The organism is Phenylobacterium sp. (genome assembly GCF_036264965.1).
Lineage (GTDB): Bacteria > Pseudomonadota > Alphaproteobacteria > Caulobacterales > Caulobacteraceae > Phenylobacterium.
On sequence record NZ_DATAPY010000116.1, the window covers coordinates 1 to 13,416 of the forward strand.

The following is a 13,416-nucleotide window of genomic DNA, read 5'->3' on the forward strand; positions in this document are numbered from 1 at the left end:
GGCCGCGACGAACGGGTTGGCGAAGTGGGCCTTGTACTCCGCCTCGTGCTCGACCAGCTGTTCGGCGGTCTGGTTACGGAAGATGATCTCCACCGCGCCTTTTGAGCCCATCACCGCGATCTCGGCCGTGGGCCAGGCGTAGTTGATGTCGCCGCGCAGGTGCTTGGAGCTCATCACGTCATAGGCGCCGCCGTAGGCCTTGCGGGTGATCAGGGTGATCTTCGGCACGGTGGCCTCGGCGAAGGCGAAGAGCAGCTTCGCGCCATGGCGGATCAGGCCGCCCTGCTCCTGTTTGGTCCCGGGCATGAAACCCGGCACGTCGACGAAGGTGATCAGCGGGAACTCGAAGGCGTCGCAGAAGCGCACGAAGCGGGCGGCCTTGCGGCTGGAATCGATGTCCAGCACCCCGGCTAGCGCCATCGGCTGGTTGGCGACGATGCCGACCGGCTGGCCATCCAGGCGGGCGAAACCGCAGACGATGTTCTTGGCGAAGTCCGGGCTGATCTCGAAGAAGTCCGCCTCGTCGACGACCTTCGCGATCAGCTCCTTCATGTCGTAGGGCTTGTTGGGATTGGCCGGGATCAGGGTGTCGAGGGAGGCCTCGTCGCGGTCTGGTTCGTCGTAGCTTTCGCGGATCGGCGGCTTCTCGCGGTTCGACAACGGCAGGAAATCGACCAGCCGGCGCACCTGGGTCAGGGCCTCCAGGTCGTTCTCGAAGGCGCCGTCGGCGACACCGGACTTCATGGCGTGGATGCGGTAGCCGCCCAGGTCCTCGTGGCTGACGTCCTCGTGGGTGACCGTCTTCACCACGTCCGGGCCGGTCACGTACATGTAGCTCGTGTCCTTCACCATGAAGATGAAGTCGGTGATCGCCGGCGAATAGACATCGCCGCCGGCGCAGGGGCCCATGATCACGCTGATCTGCGGGATGACGCCCGAGGCCAGGGTGTTCTCCAGGAAGATGTCGGCGTAGCCCGCCAGGCTTTCGACACCCTCCTGGATGCGCGCGCCGCCGGCGTCGAACAGGCCGATGATCGGCGCGCCGACCTTCATCGCCTGGCGCTGCACCTTGAGGATCTTCTGGGCATGGGCCCCGGAGAGCGAGCCGCCGAACACGGTGAAGTCCTTGGAGAAGACGAAGACCACCCGGCCGTTGATCCGGCCCCAGCCGGTGATCACGCCATCCCCGGGGATCTTCTGGTCGGCCATGCCGAAGTCGGTGGCGCGATGCTCGACGAACATGTCGAACTCTTCGAAGGAGCCTTCGTCCAGCAGCAGGTCCACGCGTTCGCGGGCAGTCAGCTTGCCCTTGGCGTGCTGGCTGGCGATCCGCCGTTCGCCGCCGCCGGCGCGCGCCTCTTCACGGCGCTTTTCCAGCTCTTCGAGGATGTGCTTCACGCGAAACGGCCCTTCCCTACCCGGCGCAAGGGGTAGAGCGCGCCTGCACGGGTGGCAAGGCTGGGCGGTTCAGGCCTGGGTGAGCTGTTGGCGGGCGGCATCGAGGCGGCGCAGCGTCAAGGGCGCGTCGGCGACCGGCTGGGCCGACGGCGGCGTGTCGGTCATCTGCGAGATCAGCTGGTCGATGGCAATCACCGTGGGCATGCGCGCGGTGACCGGCGCGTTCTTGTCCATCTGCTCCTGGGCCTGCAGCAGGGCGTGCATGGCGGCCGGCGACAAGGCCACCGTCGTGGACGTGTGCTGGGCGCGCGGGCGGTCCTCAAGGGTCGGCGCGATGGCGGCCTGCGCGACAGCGGCCGGCGAGACGCCGCGCGCAATCATGCCCCGGCTCAGGCTGGGGCTGCCGAAAGACGCGACCGACGCGACCACGGGGCTCGCTCCGCTCCATTCCGGCACAGGCGCCGGAGGTTCGGAGGGTCCGATTCAAATTCCGGGCCTCGCGGCGATCAGCCTCAGACTCCCGGCTTCAGGCACTTGAACCAGCGGTCCAGCATCTCGGCCTCGCTGCGCAGGCGCATCGTGCGTTCGGCGGCCTCGTCGTCGACGCCCCACTTCTCCTCCTGCCAGGCCTCGTCGATGCGCGAAAGGTCGAAGGCCGCCTCGCCGGAGAGCCAGCCGTGCTGCAGGGCCAGGCCGAGCGCCGCCGATCCGAACAGCGGGACCCCGAAGGCCAAGCCAACAAGGCCGAAATCGTCGAGGCGCAGCGCGAGCGCCTTCACCCGTTCGAGTGTGGTGGCCGGCTGAGCCTGGTGGATGATCCCGCTTACCGGAATGAATCGCAGCGACAGCTCCGCCTCGGCGCGGGCGAGGATCGGGTCCCAACGCTGCGCCTGGCGCGCGACCAGGCCCGCGGGATCGGTGGCGCGGTAGCAGAGCAGGTCCGAGGCGGCGTAGTCGGCGATCTGCTGGGCGGTGGCGTCCCGAGCCTGGGGGATCGATTCGATGGCGGTGTTGGCGAGCCGCGTGGCGTGCATGGCCGCCAGCTCCAGATGCTCGCCCTGCGCCGCCCATTCCTCGGCGACCAGCTCGGCCAGCGGCTCGCTCGGCAGCACCGTCTGCGCGCCCTTCGGTCCGCGCAAGGTGCGACCGTCGAGCATCACGGTAAAACCGCCGTTCATCGGAGCGACAGAAACGGAGCTGTAGAACCGCCTGGGCTTGTCGCCGGGTTCGTGGAATCCTTGCGGCAAGGCTTGAGTAGCTCCCGTAACGTCCCGGCCGGTTTTCAGCCGCTTTCCAATGGCATGACGACCTAAGGGGACAAGCGCAAGGAGGCGCCGACTATGGCGCTCGCTGACCAGGACATGAAGGCCGCGATCGCGGTCACCCGCTTCGGCCTGGGGGCCCGGCCTGGCGAGATAGATCAGGCGCGCAACGACCCGCAAGGGTTCCTCAAAGGGCAGATCCGCCGCTCCGGCGCCGATCAGCCGGCCGGCCCTGCCCCGACCACCGCGCAACGCATGGCCGACTTCCGCAACTTCCAGCGCGAAAAGCGCGAGGTGCGGCTGGAGAAGGCCTCGGACGTCCGCCCGCAGAAGGCCGCCGATCCGGCCAACCCCGCCATGATGGACGCCGCGCCTGGCAAGGGCGAAGCCCGCGACCCGGTGAAGGTCGTCGGGAACATGCTGCGCAAGGACATCAGCGAGGACTTCGCCGCGCGCACCCAGCTGGCGGCGACCACCGACGCCGGTTTCCGCGAGCGCTGGACGCTGTTCTGGGCCAACCACTTCACGGTCTCCGCCACCAAGGCGATCACCGGCACGGTCGTGGGGCCGTTCGAGGAGGAGGCCATCCGGCCGCACGTCTTCGGCCGCTTCGACGATCTGCTGGGCGCGGCCGAGACCCATCCGGCCATGCTGACCTACCTCGACCAGATCCAGTCCATCGGGCCGGACAGCGAGGCCGCGCACAACGCCCGCTTCGGCGGCCGGGGCGGCTTCGGCGGCGCCAATCTGCAGAAGGCCGCGCTGAGGACGCCGGGCCTCAATGAGAACCTCGCCCGCGAGATCATGGAGCTGCACACGGTCGGCGTGAACGGCGGCTACACCCAGGCCGACGTCACTGAGTTCGCCCGCGCCATGACCGGCATCTCCATCGGCGGCGAGCGCGACGGGGCCTATGGCGCGGCGGTCTTCCGGGTCCAGGCCCATGAGCCGGGAGGGCGCACGGTGATGGGCGTGCGCTACGACCAGCGCGGCAAGGAACAGGCCGGCGCCATCCTGGCCGATCTGGCCGCCAAGCCGCAGACCGCGCGGTTCATCTGCACCAAGCTCGCCCGCCACTTCGTCGCCGACGATCCGCCGCCGGCCCTGGTGTCGCGCCTTGAAGCGGCCTGGACCGGCAGTCGTGGCGACCTAGCCACGGTCGCCGAGGCCTTGGTCTCCGCCCCCGAAGGCTGGGACCCGACGCCGGCCAAATTCAAGACGCCCTACGAGTTCATCGTCTCCAGCTACCGCGCCGCGGGCGGCTCGCCGATGGGCTTCCAGCAGTTCGGGCCGATCCTGACGGCGTTGGGGCAAAAGCCGTTCTCGGCGCCCTCGCCGAAGGGCTGGCCGGAGGACGCCCAGTCTTGGGCGGCGCCCGACGCCATCGTCAAACGCATGCAGTTCGCCCAGGCCTTCTCGGCCGGGGCGGTGCGTGATCGCGATCCCAAGGCGCTGGCGGCCGACGCGCTAGGCGAACGCCTCAGCCCCGACACCGCCAAGGCCATAGCGCACGCTGAATCGCGCCCCGAGGGCTTCGCCCTCCTCCTGATGAGCCCGGAGTTCCAACGCCGATGAACGCTCTGACGCCTTCCCGCCGGGGCTTGCTCGCAACCGCGGCGGGTTTCGGACTTTCTCTGCAGCTGCTGGCCGTGCCGGCCATGGCCGCCGACAATGAGCTCAACAAGAAGAAGGTGATCGTGGTCATATGCCGCGGCGGCATGGACGGGCTTTCCGTCGCCCCGCCGATCGGCGACGGCGAGTACCGCGGCCTGCGCGGCGGTCTGGCGCTCAACGACACCGCGCTGCCGCTCGATGGGACCTTCGCGCTCCACCCGCAGCTCACCGCCGTCCACGCCATGGCCAAGGCCGGCGAGGCGCGGATCGTGCCGGCGGTGGCGACACCCGACCGGGCGCGCTCGCACTTCGAGGCGCAGGACGTGCTGGAGACCGGCGCGGCCGGCGTCTATTCCACCACCTCCGGCTGGCTGAACCGCACGGTCGAGACGCTCTCGGCGCACCGTAAGGTCGACGCCCTGTCGATCGGCCCGACCGCCCCGCTGATCCTGCGCGGCAAGGTGCAGACAGCGTCCTGGTCGCCGGGCCGCGGCGTGGACACCGAGGCGCGCCTGCCCACCCTGCTGCAGGACCTCTACCGCAACGACGCTCTGCTGGGCCCGGCGCTGGCCCGGGGTCTCGCCACCGAGACCATGGCCAAGGACGCCACCGCCGGCCTCGGCGGCGGTGACAGCGCCATGATGGCCCAAGGCGGCGGCACACCCTCCGGCTTCAAGGCCGGCGCGGGCGCTGCTCCGGGCGCGCAACAGGGCCGCGAGGCGGCCAAGACGCTGGGCGAATCCCTGGCCGGCTTCATGCGCGAGCCCGGCGGCCCGACGGTGGCGGCCATCTCGCTGGACGGCTTCGACAGTCACGCCAACCAGGCGGGCCTGCTCAACCAGCGCCTCGCCTATCTCGACGCAGTGCTGGACGGCGTCCACACCGGCCTCGGCCCGGAATGGAAGAACACCGTGGTCCTGGTCGCCACCGAGTTCGGCCGCACCGCGCGGGCCAATGGCACCGGCGGCACCGACCACGGCACCGGCTCGACGGCCCTGGTCCTCGGCGGCGCCCTGAAGCCCGGCGGCATCGTCGGCGACTGGCCGACCCTGAAGCAGAACGCCCTGTTCGAGAACCGTGATGTGGCGCCGACGGTGGACATGCGCGGCCTCTTCAAGGGTGTGCTGGCCGAGCATATGGGCGTCGACCGCGCCGCCCTCGACAACGCCGTCTTCCCGAGCAGCGCAGCCGTGAAGCCGGTGATGGGGCTGGTCTAGGCCCTACTTCGGCACGGCGTCGAAGGCGATCGTCATGCGGACCTCGTCCGTCGTGAACGGCACGGTCCCGTGCCACATGTAGGACGGGAACAGCACCAGCCGGCCGGGCTTCGGCCGCACATAATGGGCCGCCTCCATCGGCGGGCTGGTGACGAAGGGCGGCTTGCCGAAGCGGATCCAGCCCTGCTTTTCGGGCGTTTCCAGAGCCTCGTCAGGGGTCTCGACGTAGAAGGCCGAGGAGAGCCAGCCATCCGGGTGGAAATGGTCGCGGTGGAAGCCGTTGGGCTTCAGCCTGACCGACCAGGCGCCAACGAGACGGTAGTCGAAGGTGTTGCGGCGGCGCAGCGGATCGTCGCCTTGCCCAAGCTTCGTCATGTGCTCGCGGATCGGCCTTTCGATCGCCTCGAAGAAGGCTTTGACCGGCGGGACGTTGGAGCCGCTCAGCATGTGCATCGACTGGCTGCCGTGGCGCATCGACTGGTTGGTGGGGTGTTGCCGGTAGATGTGGACCGCCTTCAGTTCCTTCGCCAAGTCGGCCAGGAACGCCTCCAGGCTCGGCCAGCCGTCCGGCGTCTCGAGATCATAGACGCCGACCGTCTTCTCGTAATCGCAGAGCCGTTCGTAAAGGGGATCGCCAACGGCGCGGGCGGCAACGGCCATCCAGCCCCATAGGGACTGATCGTTCGGGTGATCCCTAAGGGCGCCCTGCAGCTTTCCGAAGGCCGCGGACGACCGACCGGCCGCTAGATCGACGATCGCGGAATATTGTATGACGCTGCGCGAGCGCGGCTCGACCGCCTCGGCGCGGCGCGAGAAGGTTTCGGCCAGACCTACCCGGTCCATCCGCAGCGCATACTCCACGGCGGCCAGGTGCACGAACGCGTCGTCCGGCATGCGCTCGCTGGCCTTCTCCATCAGGGTAAAGGCGCGCTCTGAATCGCCCGCGGCCTGGTAGAGGGTGGCCTTGGCGATCAGCAACGGCGCCGGCTGGGCGCCGGCATGGAAGGCAGCGTCCAGCGCGCTGTCGGCCACCTTCAGGTCGCCGGTCATCATCCACAGGTGGTTGGCGAACTCCGAGGCCACGCCCACCTCGGCCGGCGCGCGCATCAGGGCCTGTCGATAGGCGTAGTCGGCGCGCGGGTGGTTGCCGACGGCGCGCAGAGCGCGGGCGTAGACGGCGAAGGTCTGCGGCGCGTCCATGCCGCGCCGAAAGGCGTTCTCGCAAGCCTCCACCGCTTCGTCCCCCCGACCGAGATCGTCGAGGGTGGCGGCGTAGTTGTGCCAGGCTATGGGGCTGGAGGCGAACCGCTCGATCGCCTGGCGGTCGAATTCCAGTGCCTCGTCGCTGCGGTGCGCCAGCTTCAAGGCGCCTGAATGGCATGCGAGCGCCAGGTGGCTGGGCGCCGGGCCGGCGACGAGGGATTCGGTGATCGCAACGGCCTCGTCGGTCTTGCCCTCAGCCATCAAGGCCTCGGCCCGCTCGATCTCGGCGGCTTCAGTCATCGGTGGGCTCTCTTGGAACTCGGGTGGAACGGATCGGGGTCGGCTTCGTGCTCGTCGAAACCGAAGCGGCGCAGGCCCTCGCGGAACTCCGGGCTGATCGGGGCCTCAAGCACCAGTTGGCCACGCGACGGATGGGCCAGGACCAGGCGGCGCGCATGCAGCTGCAACTTCAGCGCGCCCGACAGCTCCCGCGACGCATCGGCGGCGTACTTCGGGTCGCCGAGGATCGGGTGACCCATGGCCAGCATGTGGGCCCGCAGCTGGTGCGTGCGCCCGGTGTGCGGCCACAGCGCCATCCAGGCGGCCTTGTCGGCGGCGCGCGACAGCGTCACGAACTCGGTCTCCGCGGCCTCGGCGCGCGGGTCCTGAGGATCGGCCGGGATCACCATCTCGCGGTCGCCGACGCCGACCTTCATCAGCGGCAGCTCCAGCACGCCATGGCCCGGTTTCGGCAGGCCGTAGACCAGGGCCCAGTAGGTCTTCTGCGCACGGCGCTTGGCGAAGGCGCCGGCGAGCTTGGCCGCCGCGCCCGGCGATTTGCCCAGCACCAGCACGCCAGAGGTGTCGCGGTCCAGCCGGTGCACCAGCCTGGGTCGCTCGAGACCTTCGCCCCACGCCGAAAGCAGGCGGTCGACGTGCTTCACGGTCTTGGTGCCGCCCTGGACGGCCAGGCCCGCGGGCTTGTTGAGCGCCAGGACCTCGTCGTCCTCGTAGAGCACCAGGGACTTGGCGTAGGCGATCTCGCGCGGGTCGAGCTGGCCTTTTTCCCGCGCGGGTCCTGCCTCCGGCAGGGGCGGCACGCGGATCTGGGCGCCGGCGGCAAGCCGGGTGTCGGGCTTGGCGCGGCCGCCGTCGACGCGGATCTGGCCGGAGCGGGCCAGCTTCTGGATCTGGATGTGGTTCAGATGCGGCCAACGCCGCTTGAACCAGCGGTCCAGCCGCACCCCGTCCTCGCCGGCGTCGACATAGAGGGTGCGGACTTCCTTCATGCCAGGAGCTTGCGCATCACTATCAGCCCCGCGAACAAGGCGACGACCGAAAGGACGACCGAGGCCAGGCTGTAGGCGGCGGCCAACGCATAGGTCTTGCGCTCGATCATCAGCGCCGTCTCCAGCGAGAAAGAGGAAAAGGTGGTGAAGCCGCCCAGCACGCCCACGCCCAGCAACAGGCGCCACCGCTCCTGATCCGCGCCGCCGCGCAGGGCCAGCACGCCCACCAGGACGCCCATCAGCAGGCCGCCGATCAGGTTGGCCGCAAAGGTGCCGTAAGGCAGGCCCGGGCCGAACGCCTTGAACAGGCGCACCCCCAGCAGGTAACGGCAGACCGCCCCAAAGGCCCCGCCGCCCGCCACGTAGAGCAGAGTCAACATCGCCTCCTTATGCGACGGCGCAGGGTCGGCGCAAAGGCCGTGGGGCGTTCACCCCAGACCCAGCGCCGCGATGAGGCCCGCCATATCCGCCGGGACCGGCGCCTCCAGGCGTTTCTCGCCGCCGGAAGGATGCGGGAAGCTGAGCGCCGCGGCGTGCAGCATCAGGCGCGGAACAGCGTGCCCCCCGACCACCAGGGCGCCGCCGTAGCGGGCGTCCCCGGCGATCGGACGGCCGAGGTGGGCCAGGTGGACGCGCAGCTGGTGCATCCGTCCGGTCTCCGGATCGAGCTCCAGCAGCGCCGCGCCGGGCGCCTCGGCGATCGTGCGGTATCGACTGCGGGCGACCTCCGCGTCGGGGTGATCGGGCGGGCAGACCCGCATGAAGGCCTCGCGCCCCTGCTCGTCGCGACGCAAGGGAACGTCGACGACGCCGGCCTTGGTCTCCGGGGCGCCCGGCGTGACGATGGCGCGGTAGGTCTTGGCGAACTTCCTGGCCATCATCGCCTTGCCGAGGAAACCGGCGGCGGGCTTGGTCCTGGCGGTCAGGATCACGCCGGAGGTGTCGCGGTCCAGGCGATGGATCAGCCGCGGCCTGGCCTTGCCCGGCTTGGCGAAGGCCCACAGCAGTTCGTCCAGCGTATGGACCTGGCCCCGGCCGCCCTGGCTGGAGAGCCCGGCCGGCTTGTTCAGCGCCACGATGTGCGGGTCTTGATAGATGACCAGGCCGCGGACGAATTCGATCTCGTCCTTGGAGAGCTTGATGGGCGCGACGGGCGCCCGGTCCGGGCGCGGCGGGCGGCGGCTCAAGAACGTTCCTTGCGCAGGGCCACCCAGCGGTCGAGACGCTCCTTGATCCGCGCCTCGGCTCCCTCGCCTTTCGGCTGATAGAAGGTCTGACGATCCATCTCGTCAGGGAAATAGCTCTGGCCGGAGAAACCCTCCGCCTGGTCGTGATCGTAGGCGTAGCCCTTGCCGTAGCCGAGATCCTTCATCAGCCGCGTCGGCGCGTTGCGGATGTGAAGGGGCGGCCCCAGCGAACCGGTCTCCCGGGCTGCCTTCATCGCCGCGCCATAAGCCTTGTAGACCGCATTCGATTTGGGCGCCGTCGCCAGGTGCACAGTGAGCTGGGCGAGCGCGATCTCGCCCTCCGGCGAACCCAGGAAGTCGTAAGTGTCCTTGGCCGCATTGGCCAGGATCAAGGACATGGGATCGGCCTCGCCGATGTCCTCGGCCGCCGCGCGGATCAGCCGGCGGGCCACGAACAGCGGGTCCTCCCCGCCGGCCAGCATCCGCGCCAGCCAGTAGAGCGCCGCGTCGGGGTCCGAGCCGCGCACGGACTTATGCAGGGCGCTGATGAGGTTGTAGTGCTCCTCGCGGTCCTTGTCGTAGGCAGGGCTGCGCTTCTGAAGAACTTGCCCCAGATCTTTGATCGACAAGGGTTTTGCCGAGCCGATGTTGAACAGGGTCTCGGTCAGGGTCAGCAGATAGCGCCCGTCGCCGTCGGCCAGCGCGGTCAGCGCCTGGCGCGCATCCGGCTCCAACGGCAGGGGCCGACCCTCGAAGGCCTCGGCTTTCTCCAGAAGGGTCTCCAGCGCCGCGTCGTCCAGACGTTTCAGCACGAAGACCTGGCAGCGCGACAGCAGCGCCCCATTCAGCTCGAAGGATGGGTTCTCCGTCGTCGCGCCCACCAGGGTGACGATCCCCTCCTCCACGAAGGGCAGGAAGCCATCCTGCTGGGCGCGGTTGAAGCGGTGGATCTCGTCGACGAACAGCAGGGTCGACTGGCCGGCGAGGCGCCGCACCCGGGCCTGTTCGAAGGCCTTCTTCAGGTCGGCGACGCCGGAGAAGACGGCGGATAGCTGCTGGAACTCGTAACCGGCCTCCTTGGCCAGCAGGCGCGCGATGGTGGTCTTGCCAGTGCCCGGCGGGCCCCAGAGGATCATCGAGGCCAGGCGATGGGCCTCGGCCATGCGGTGGATCGGCCCGTTCGGGCCCAGCAGATGGTCCTGCCCCACCACCTCGTCGAGCTTCTGCGGACGCAGGCGGTCGGCGAGCGGCGATGGCGCCTGGGGCGTCAGGCCCGCGGCTTCGAAGAGGTCGGCCATGGTCTTGTCTTAACCGCGATCGGCCGCCTGGTCGAACCGCGCACGGGCCGCGTCGATCTCGTCGCGGTTGGCGAAGGCCCACTCGCCCAGCGCATCGATCGGGCAGCGCAGGGACTGGCCCAGCGGCGTGAGTTCGTAGTCCACCCTAGGCGGGATGCTCGGGGTCACGGTGCGCGTCACCAGACCGTCGCGCTCCAGCCCGCGCAGGGTCAGGGTCAGCATCCGCTGCGAGATGCCATTGATCGCGCGGCGGATCTCGTTGAACCGCCGGGGCCCGGGGCCCAGCAACATGACGATCATCACGCTCCACTTGTCGCCGATGCGGGAGAGGATGTCGGTGACCGGCCGGCAGGAATGCGCCACGGAGTCCACGCCGTTCTTTTCGATCTGCGCGAACAGCTCGGCATGTGACAGACCGCCATGCGTGGCGAGGGCGGTCACATCGGTGTGCTTGGGTTCCAAAAAAGTGCCTTCTTGTGAGGTTTAGGGCAGTTACTCAAATAGTGCTGGTCACAAACTTATACCAGCATGAGGCCCCTACCGTGAACCTGCTCCACATCGATTCCAGCATCCTCGGCGACCATTCGGTCAGCCGCAAAGTCTCCGCCGCCGCCGTGGTCGCCATCGTCGCGGCCAACCCGGGCGTGAAGGTCACCTACCGCGACCTGGACGCGGCGCCCGCGCCGCACCAGTCCGGCGCCCTGCTGGCCGCCCGCCTTCTCGATCCCGGCGCCCGCAGCGCCGACCAGGCCCGCGATATCACCGAGGCCGATGCGGTGCTCGACGAATTCCTGGCCGCCGACATCGTGGTAATCGGCGCGCCGATGTATAATTTCGGCATCCCCAGCACTCTGAAGAGCTGGATCGACCACCTGGCCATCGCCGGAAAGACGTTCAGCTACTCCGAGGCCGGCGTTCAGGGCCTGGCCGGCGGCAAGCGGCTCATCCTGGCCTCCTCGCGCGGCGGCTTCTATGGCGCCGACAGCCCGATGGCCGCCGTGCAGCACCAGGAGAGCTACCTGCGCGACTTCTTCCGCTTCATTGGCATCCCCGATGTCGAGGTGGTCAGCGCCGAAGGCGTCAACTACGGCCCCGACCACAAGCAGAAGGCCCTTGACGGCGCCGTGGCCGAGGCCGCGAACCTCGGCCGGGCGCTGCAGGCCGCTTAAGGGATCGAACGCCTCAGGTGATCAACGCCTGAGGCGATCGCCCGCATGGACCGGCCGTCGATCAGCGCATCGAAGCGGATGCGCTCCGGCGACCAGTCCTTGCCGCCCGCCCGCCAGCTCCCGTCCGCCAGCAGGGTCAGCGGCGTCACGTCGTCGACGAACAAGGCCGGGCCCTGGGCGGTGACCCGGAAGCCGCCGTGCCAGGGGTCGTCGCACCCGTAGTAGCCGGCGAGCGCGGCGAGCGCCGGCGGGGTCTTCGGGCTGAAGGCGGCTATGGCCCCGTCACCGACCGCACGGACGAACTCGATGCCGCCCCACCAGGCCCGCGCTACCGCCTTGTCGGTGCGCCGGAACACCAGCGGATAGGGCGAGGCCTCGGGCGCGGTGGAGATGAAGGCGTCCGCTTCGAAGGGCTCCATGGCATAGACCTCGTCGCCGATGCGGGCCGAGATCCCGCGGGGCCCCGCGGCGACGGTCAGAGGCACTCCGTTGCTGGCGACGTAGCGCCCGAGATAAGCGTCGACAGGCGGCGCCCTCGGCGGCTCCGGCGCGGCCACCGCCTTAGGGCTCCCCTCGACGACCTCACGCAGCCGGGCGCAGGCGAAGGCGGTGATATCGCGCGGGCGATAGGGCACCAGGCCCACATTGGTGCTGGCGAAGGCGCCGACGCCGGCTTCGGGATCGACATGCAGGGCCGAGTTGTAGGCCAGCATGCCGCCGGTGTGGTGCAGCAGCTTTCGGCCGCCCACCTCGACCACCGCCAGGCCATTGGCGTACTGCGGCGCCCCCGTCGCCGCCCATCCCGGCGCGTCGATAGTGGCCTTGGTGAAGCGCAGCGCCCCGGCGTCCGACAGGATCGGCGCGCCCTTGCCCTGACCCGCGGCGATCAGCCAGCGGCAGTAGAGCGCCATGTCGTGGGCGGTGGAGGCGACGCAGCCCGCGCCCTGGGTCACATCGGTCCAGGGCCCCGGCCCCAGCGGGCCGGCCACCGGATAGCCCCGGTCGCCATAGAGCGCCGAATAGCCCTGGGCGTAGAGCGCGCGATCGCCGGTCAGGATCGAGCCCTTGGTGGCGTTCATGCCGAGCGGCGACAGGATCCGCATACGGATCACCTCGGCCAGCGACCTGCCCTCCAGGCGCTCGACGATGGTCCCCAGCATCAGGAACCCCAGATTGGAATAGGACCACTGGCTCCCCGGCTCGAAGCCGCGCCACAGCCGCCCGTCGCCGCCGCGCGGGAACAGGGGCGCGTCGTCAGGCAGGCCGGCGGAATGGTTCAGCAGGTTCTGGACGGTGATCTTCGCCCCCGCGGGCAAGGGTGCGCCGGGCAGCAGGGTCGCGATGTCCTGGTCGAGGCTGAGCTTGTCCGCCTCCATCAGATGGAAGACGCACAGCGCGGTGAAGGACTTGGAGATCGAGCCGATCTCGAACAGATGGTTGGGCGTCAGCGGCGCCCTGCTGCCCAGCTCGGCGTAGCCGAACCGCAGAAAGGCGGTCACGCCACCGGGCGCGACCGCGCAAAGCGTCAGGCCCGGCAGGCCGTAGGCCGTCATGTGCTGCGCGGCATAGGCGCGGATGTCTTCGATGGCCGAGGCGAAGCGGCCGAGGTCCTTCGCCTCGACGACGCCGGTCGCGGCGGATTCAACGCCTGCCGCCGCGGCGCTCGCCGCAGCGGCGAGGCCCGCGCCGGCCAGGCCGAGCCCCACCACCGCGCGCCGATGCATGTTCATGCTGGAATCCCCGGCACGGCCAACTGGGCCGCTCCGCGAGGATGATCAG

At 69.6% G+C, this 13,416-nt stretch carries 13 protein-coding genes; 3 read left to right on the forward strand and 10 right to left on the reverse strand.

Translation table 11 applies throughout. The features are described 5' to 3' along the window. The 3 genes from VHS75_RS14965 to VHS75_RS14975 form a co-directional block, all read right to left on the reverse strand. Positions 1-1,398: acyl-CoA carboxylase subunit beta (locus VHS75_RS14965; protein ID WP_329639419.1), on the reverse strand; the 1,398-nt coding region annotated here is incomplete at its 3' end. A 69-nt stretch (positions 1,399-1,467) separates the two neighbouring features. After that, a complete protein-coding gene (locus tag VHS75_RS14970; protein ID WP_329639420.1) occupies positions 1,468-1,779 on the reverse strand; it encodes a hypothetical protein in 312 nt (103 codons plus the stop codon). A 131-nt stretch (positions 1,780-1,910) separates the two neighbouring features. Then, a complete protein-coding gene (locus VHS75_RS14975; RefSeq protein WP_329639421.1) occupies positions 1,911-2,645 on the reverse strand; it encodes an ATP12 family chaperone protein in 735 nt (244 codons plus the stop codon). A 93-nt stretch (positions 2,646-2,738) separates the two neighbouring features. On the opposite strand from VHS75_RS14975, the gene VHS75_RS14980 reads away from it, so the two are divergent. Beyond that, complete coding sequence (locus VHS75_RS14980; protein WP_329639422.1) at positions 2,739-4,235, forward strand: DUF1800 domain-containing protein; 1,497 nt, start codon at positions 2,739-2,741, stop codon at positions 4,233-4,235. Further along, positions 4,232-5,491 carry a DUF1501 domain-containing protein gene (locus VHS75_RS14985; protein ID WP_329639423.1) on the forward strand — a complete coding sequence of 420 codons (1,260 nt, stop codon included), beginning with the start codon at positions 4,232-4,234 and terminating at the stop codon, positions 5,489-5,491. Before VHS75_RS14980 ends, VHS75_RS14985 begins: the two co-directional genes overlap by 4 nt. Before the next feature lie 3 nt (positions 5,492-5,494). On the opposite strand, the gene VHS75_RS14990 is transcribed toward VHS75_RS14985, so the two are convergent. From VHS75_RS14990 to VHS75_RS15015, 6 genes are read right to left on the reverse strand one after another with little or no spacing between them, the layout of a single operon-like run. Further along, entirely contained in the window at positions 5,495-6,994 is a 1,500-nt protein-coding gene (locus tag VHS75_RS14990; protein WP_329639424.1) for a putative 2OG-Fe(II) oxygenase, read from the reverse strand. Next, complete coding sequence (locus tag VHS75_RS14995) at positions 6,991-7,983, reverse strand: RluA family pseudouridine synthase (RefSeq protein WP_329639425.1); 993 nt, start codon at positions 7,981-7,983, stop codon at positions 6,991-6,993. The genes VHS75_RS14990 and VHS75_RS14995 overlap by 4 nt, the downstream gene beginning before the upstream one ends. Continuing rightward, positions 7,980-8,363 carry a fluoride efflux transporter CrcB gene (gene crcB / locus VHS75_RS15000; RefSeq protein WP_329639426.1) on the reverse strand — a complete coding sequence of 128 codons (384 nt, stop codon included), beginning with the start codon at positions 8,361-8,363 and terminating at the stop codon, positions 7,980-7,982. The genes VHS75_RS14995 and crcB overlap by 4 nt, the downstream gene beginning before the upstream one ends. A 48-nt stretch (positions 8,364-8,411) precedes the next feature. Then, complete coding sequence (locus VHS75_RS15005) at positions 8,412-9,170, reverse strand: RluA family pseudouridine synthase (RefSeq protein WP_329639427.1); 759 nt, start codon at positions 9,168-9,170, stop codon at positions 8,412-8,414. Then, positions 9,167-10,468 carry a replication-associated recombination protein A gene (locus VHS75_RS15010; protein WP_329639428.1) on the reverse strand — a complete coding sequence of 434 codons (1,302 nt, stop codon included), beginning with the start codon at positions 10,466-10,468 and terminating at the stop codon, positions 9,167-9,169. Before VHS75_RS15010 ends, VHS75_RS15005 begins: the two co-directional genes overlap by 4 nt. 9 nt (positions 10,469-10,477) lie before the next feature. After that, complete coding sequence (locus VHS75_RS15015; RefSeq protein WP_329639429.1) at positions 10,478-10,930, reverse strand: helix-turn-helix domain-containing protein; 453 nt, start codon at positions 10,928-10,930, stop codon at positions 10,478-10,480. An 80-nt stretch (positions 10,931-11,010) separates the two neighbouring features. Here VHS75_RS15015 and VHS75_RS15020 point away from each other — a divergent pair, with 80 nt between their 5' ends. Beyond that, positions 11,011-11,637 carry an FMN-dependent NADH-azoreductase gene (locus tag VHS75_RS15020; RefSeq protein ID WP_329639430.1) on the forward strand — a complete coding sequence of 209 codons (627 nt, stop codon included), beginning with the start codon at positions 11,011-11,013 and terminating at the stop codon, positions 11,635-11,637. On the opposite strand, the gene VHS75_RS15025 is transcribed toward VHS75_RS15020, so the two are convergent. Then, on the reverse strand, positions 11,634-13,367 hold the full coding sequence (locus VHS75_RS15025) for a serine hydrolase domain-containing protein (protein WP_329639431.1): 1,734 nt from the start codon (positions 13,365-13,367) through the stop codon (positions 11,634-11,636). The genes VHS75_RS15020 and VHS75_RS15025 overlap by 4 nt on opposite strands. Positions 13,368-13,416 lie beyond the last annotated feature (49 nt).

Bases quoted from the DNA above. Each gene is read 5' to 3' on its own strand.
- VHS75_RS14970 (WP_329639420.1), bottom strand. From the start codon at position 1,779: ATGATTGCGCGCGGCGTCTCGCCGGCCGCTGTCGCGCAGGCCGCCATC.
- VHS75_RS14980 (WP_329639422.1), top strand. From the start codon at position 2,739: ATGGCGCTCGCTGACCAGGACATGAAGGCCGCGATCGCGGTCACCCGC.
- VHS75_RS14985 (WP_329639423.1), top strand. From the start codon at position 4,232: ATGAACGCTCTGACGCCTTCCCGCCGGGGCTTGCTCGCAACCGCGGCG.
- VHS75_RS14990 (WP_329639424.1), bottom strand. From the start codon at position 6,994: ATGACTGAAGCCGCCGAGATCGAGCGGGCCGAGGCCTTGATGGCTGAG.
- VHS75_RS14995 (WP_329639425.1), bottom strand. From the start codon at position 7,983: ATGAAGGAAGTCCGCACCCTCTATGTCGACGCCGGCGAGGACGGGGTG.
- crcB (WP_329639426.1), bottom strand. From the start codon at position 8,363: ATGTTGACTCTGCTCTACGTGGCGGGCGGCGGGGCCTTTGGGGCGGTC.
- VHS75_RS15010 (WP_329639428.1), bottom strand. From the start codon at position 10,468: ATGGCCGACCTCTTCGAAGCCGCGGGCCTGACGCCCCAGGCGCCATCG.
- VHS75_RS15025 (WP_329639431.1), bottom strand. From the start codon at position 13,367: ATGAACATGCATCGGCGCGCGGTGGTGGGGCTCGGCCTGGCCGGCGCG.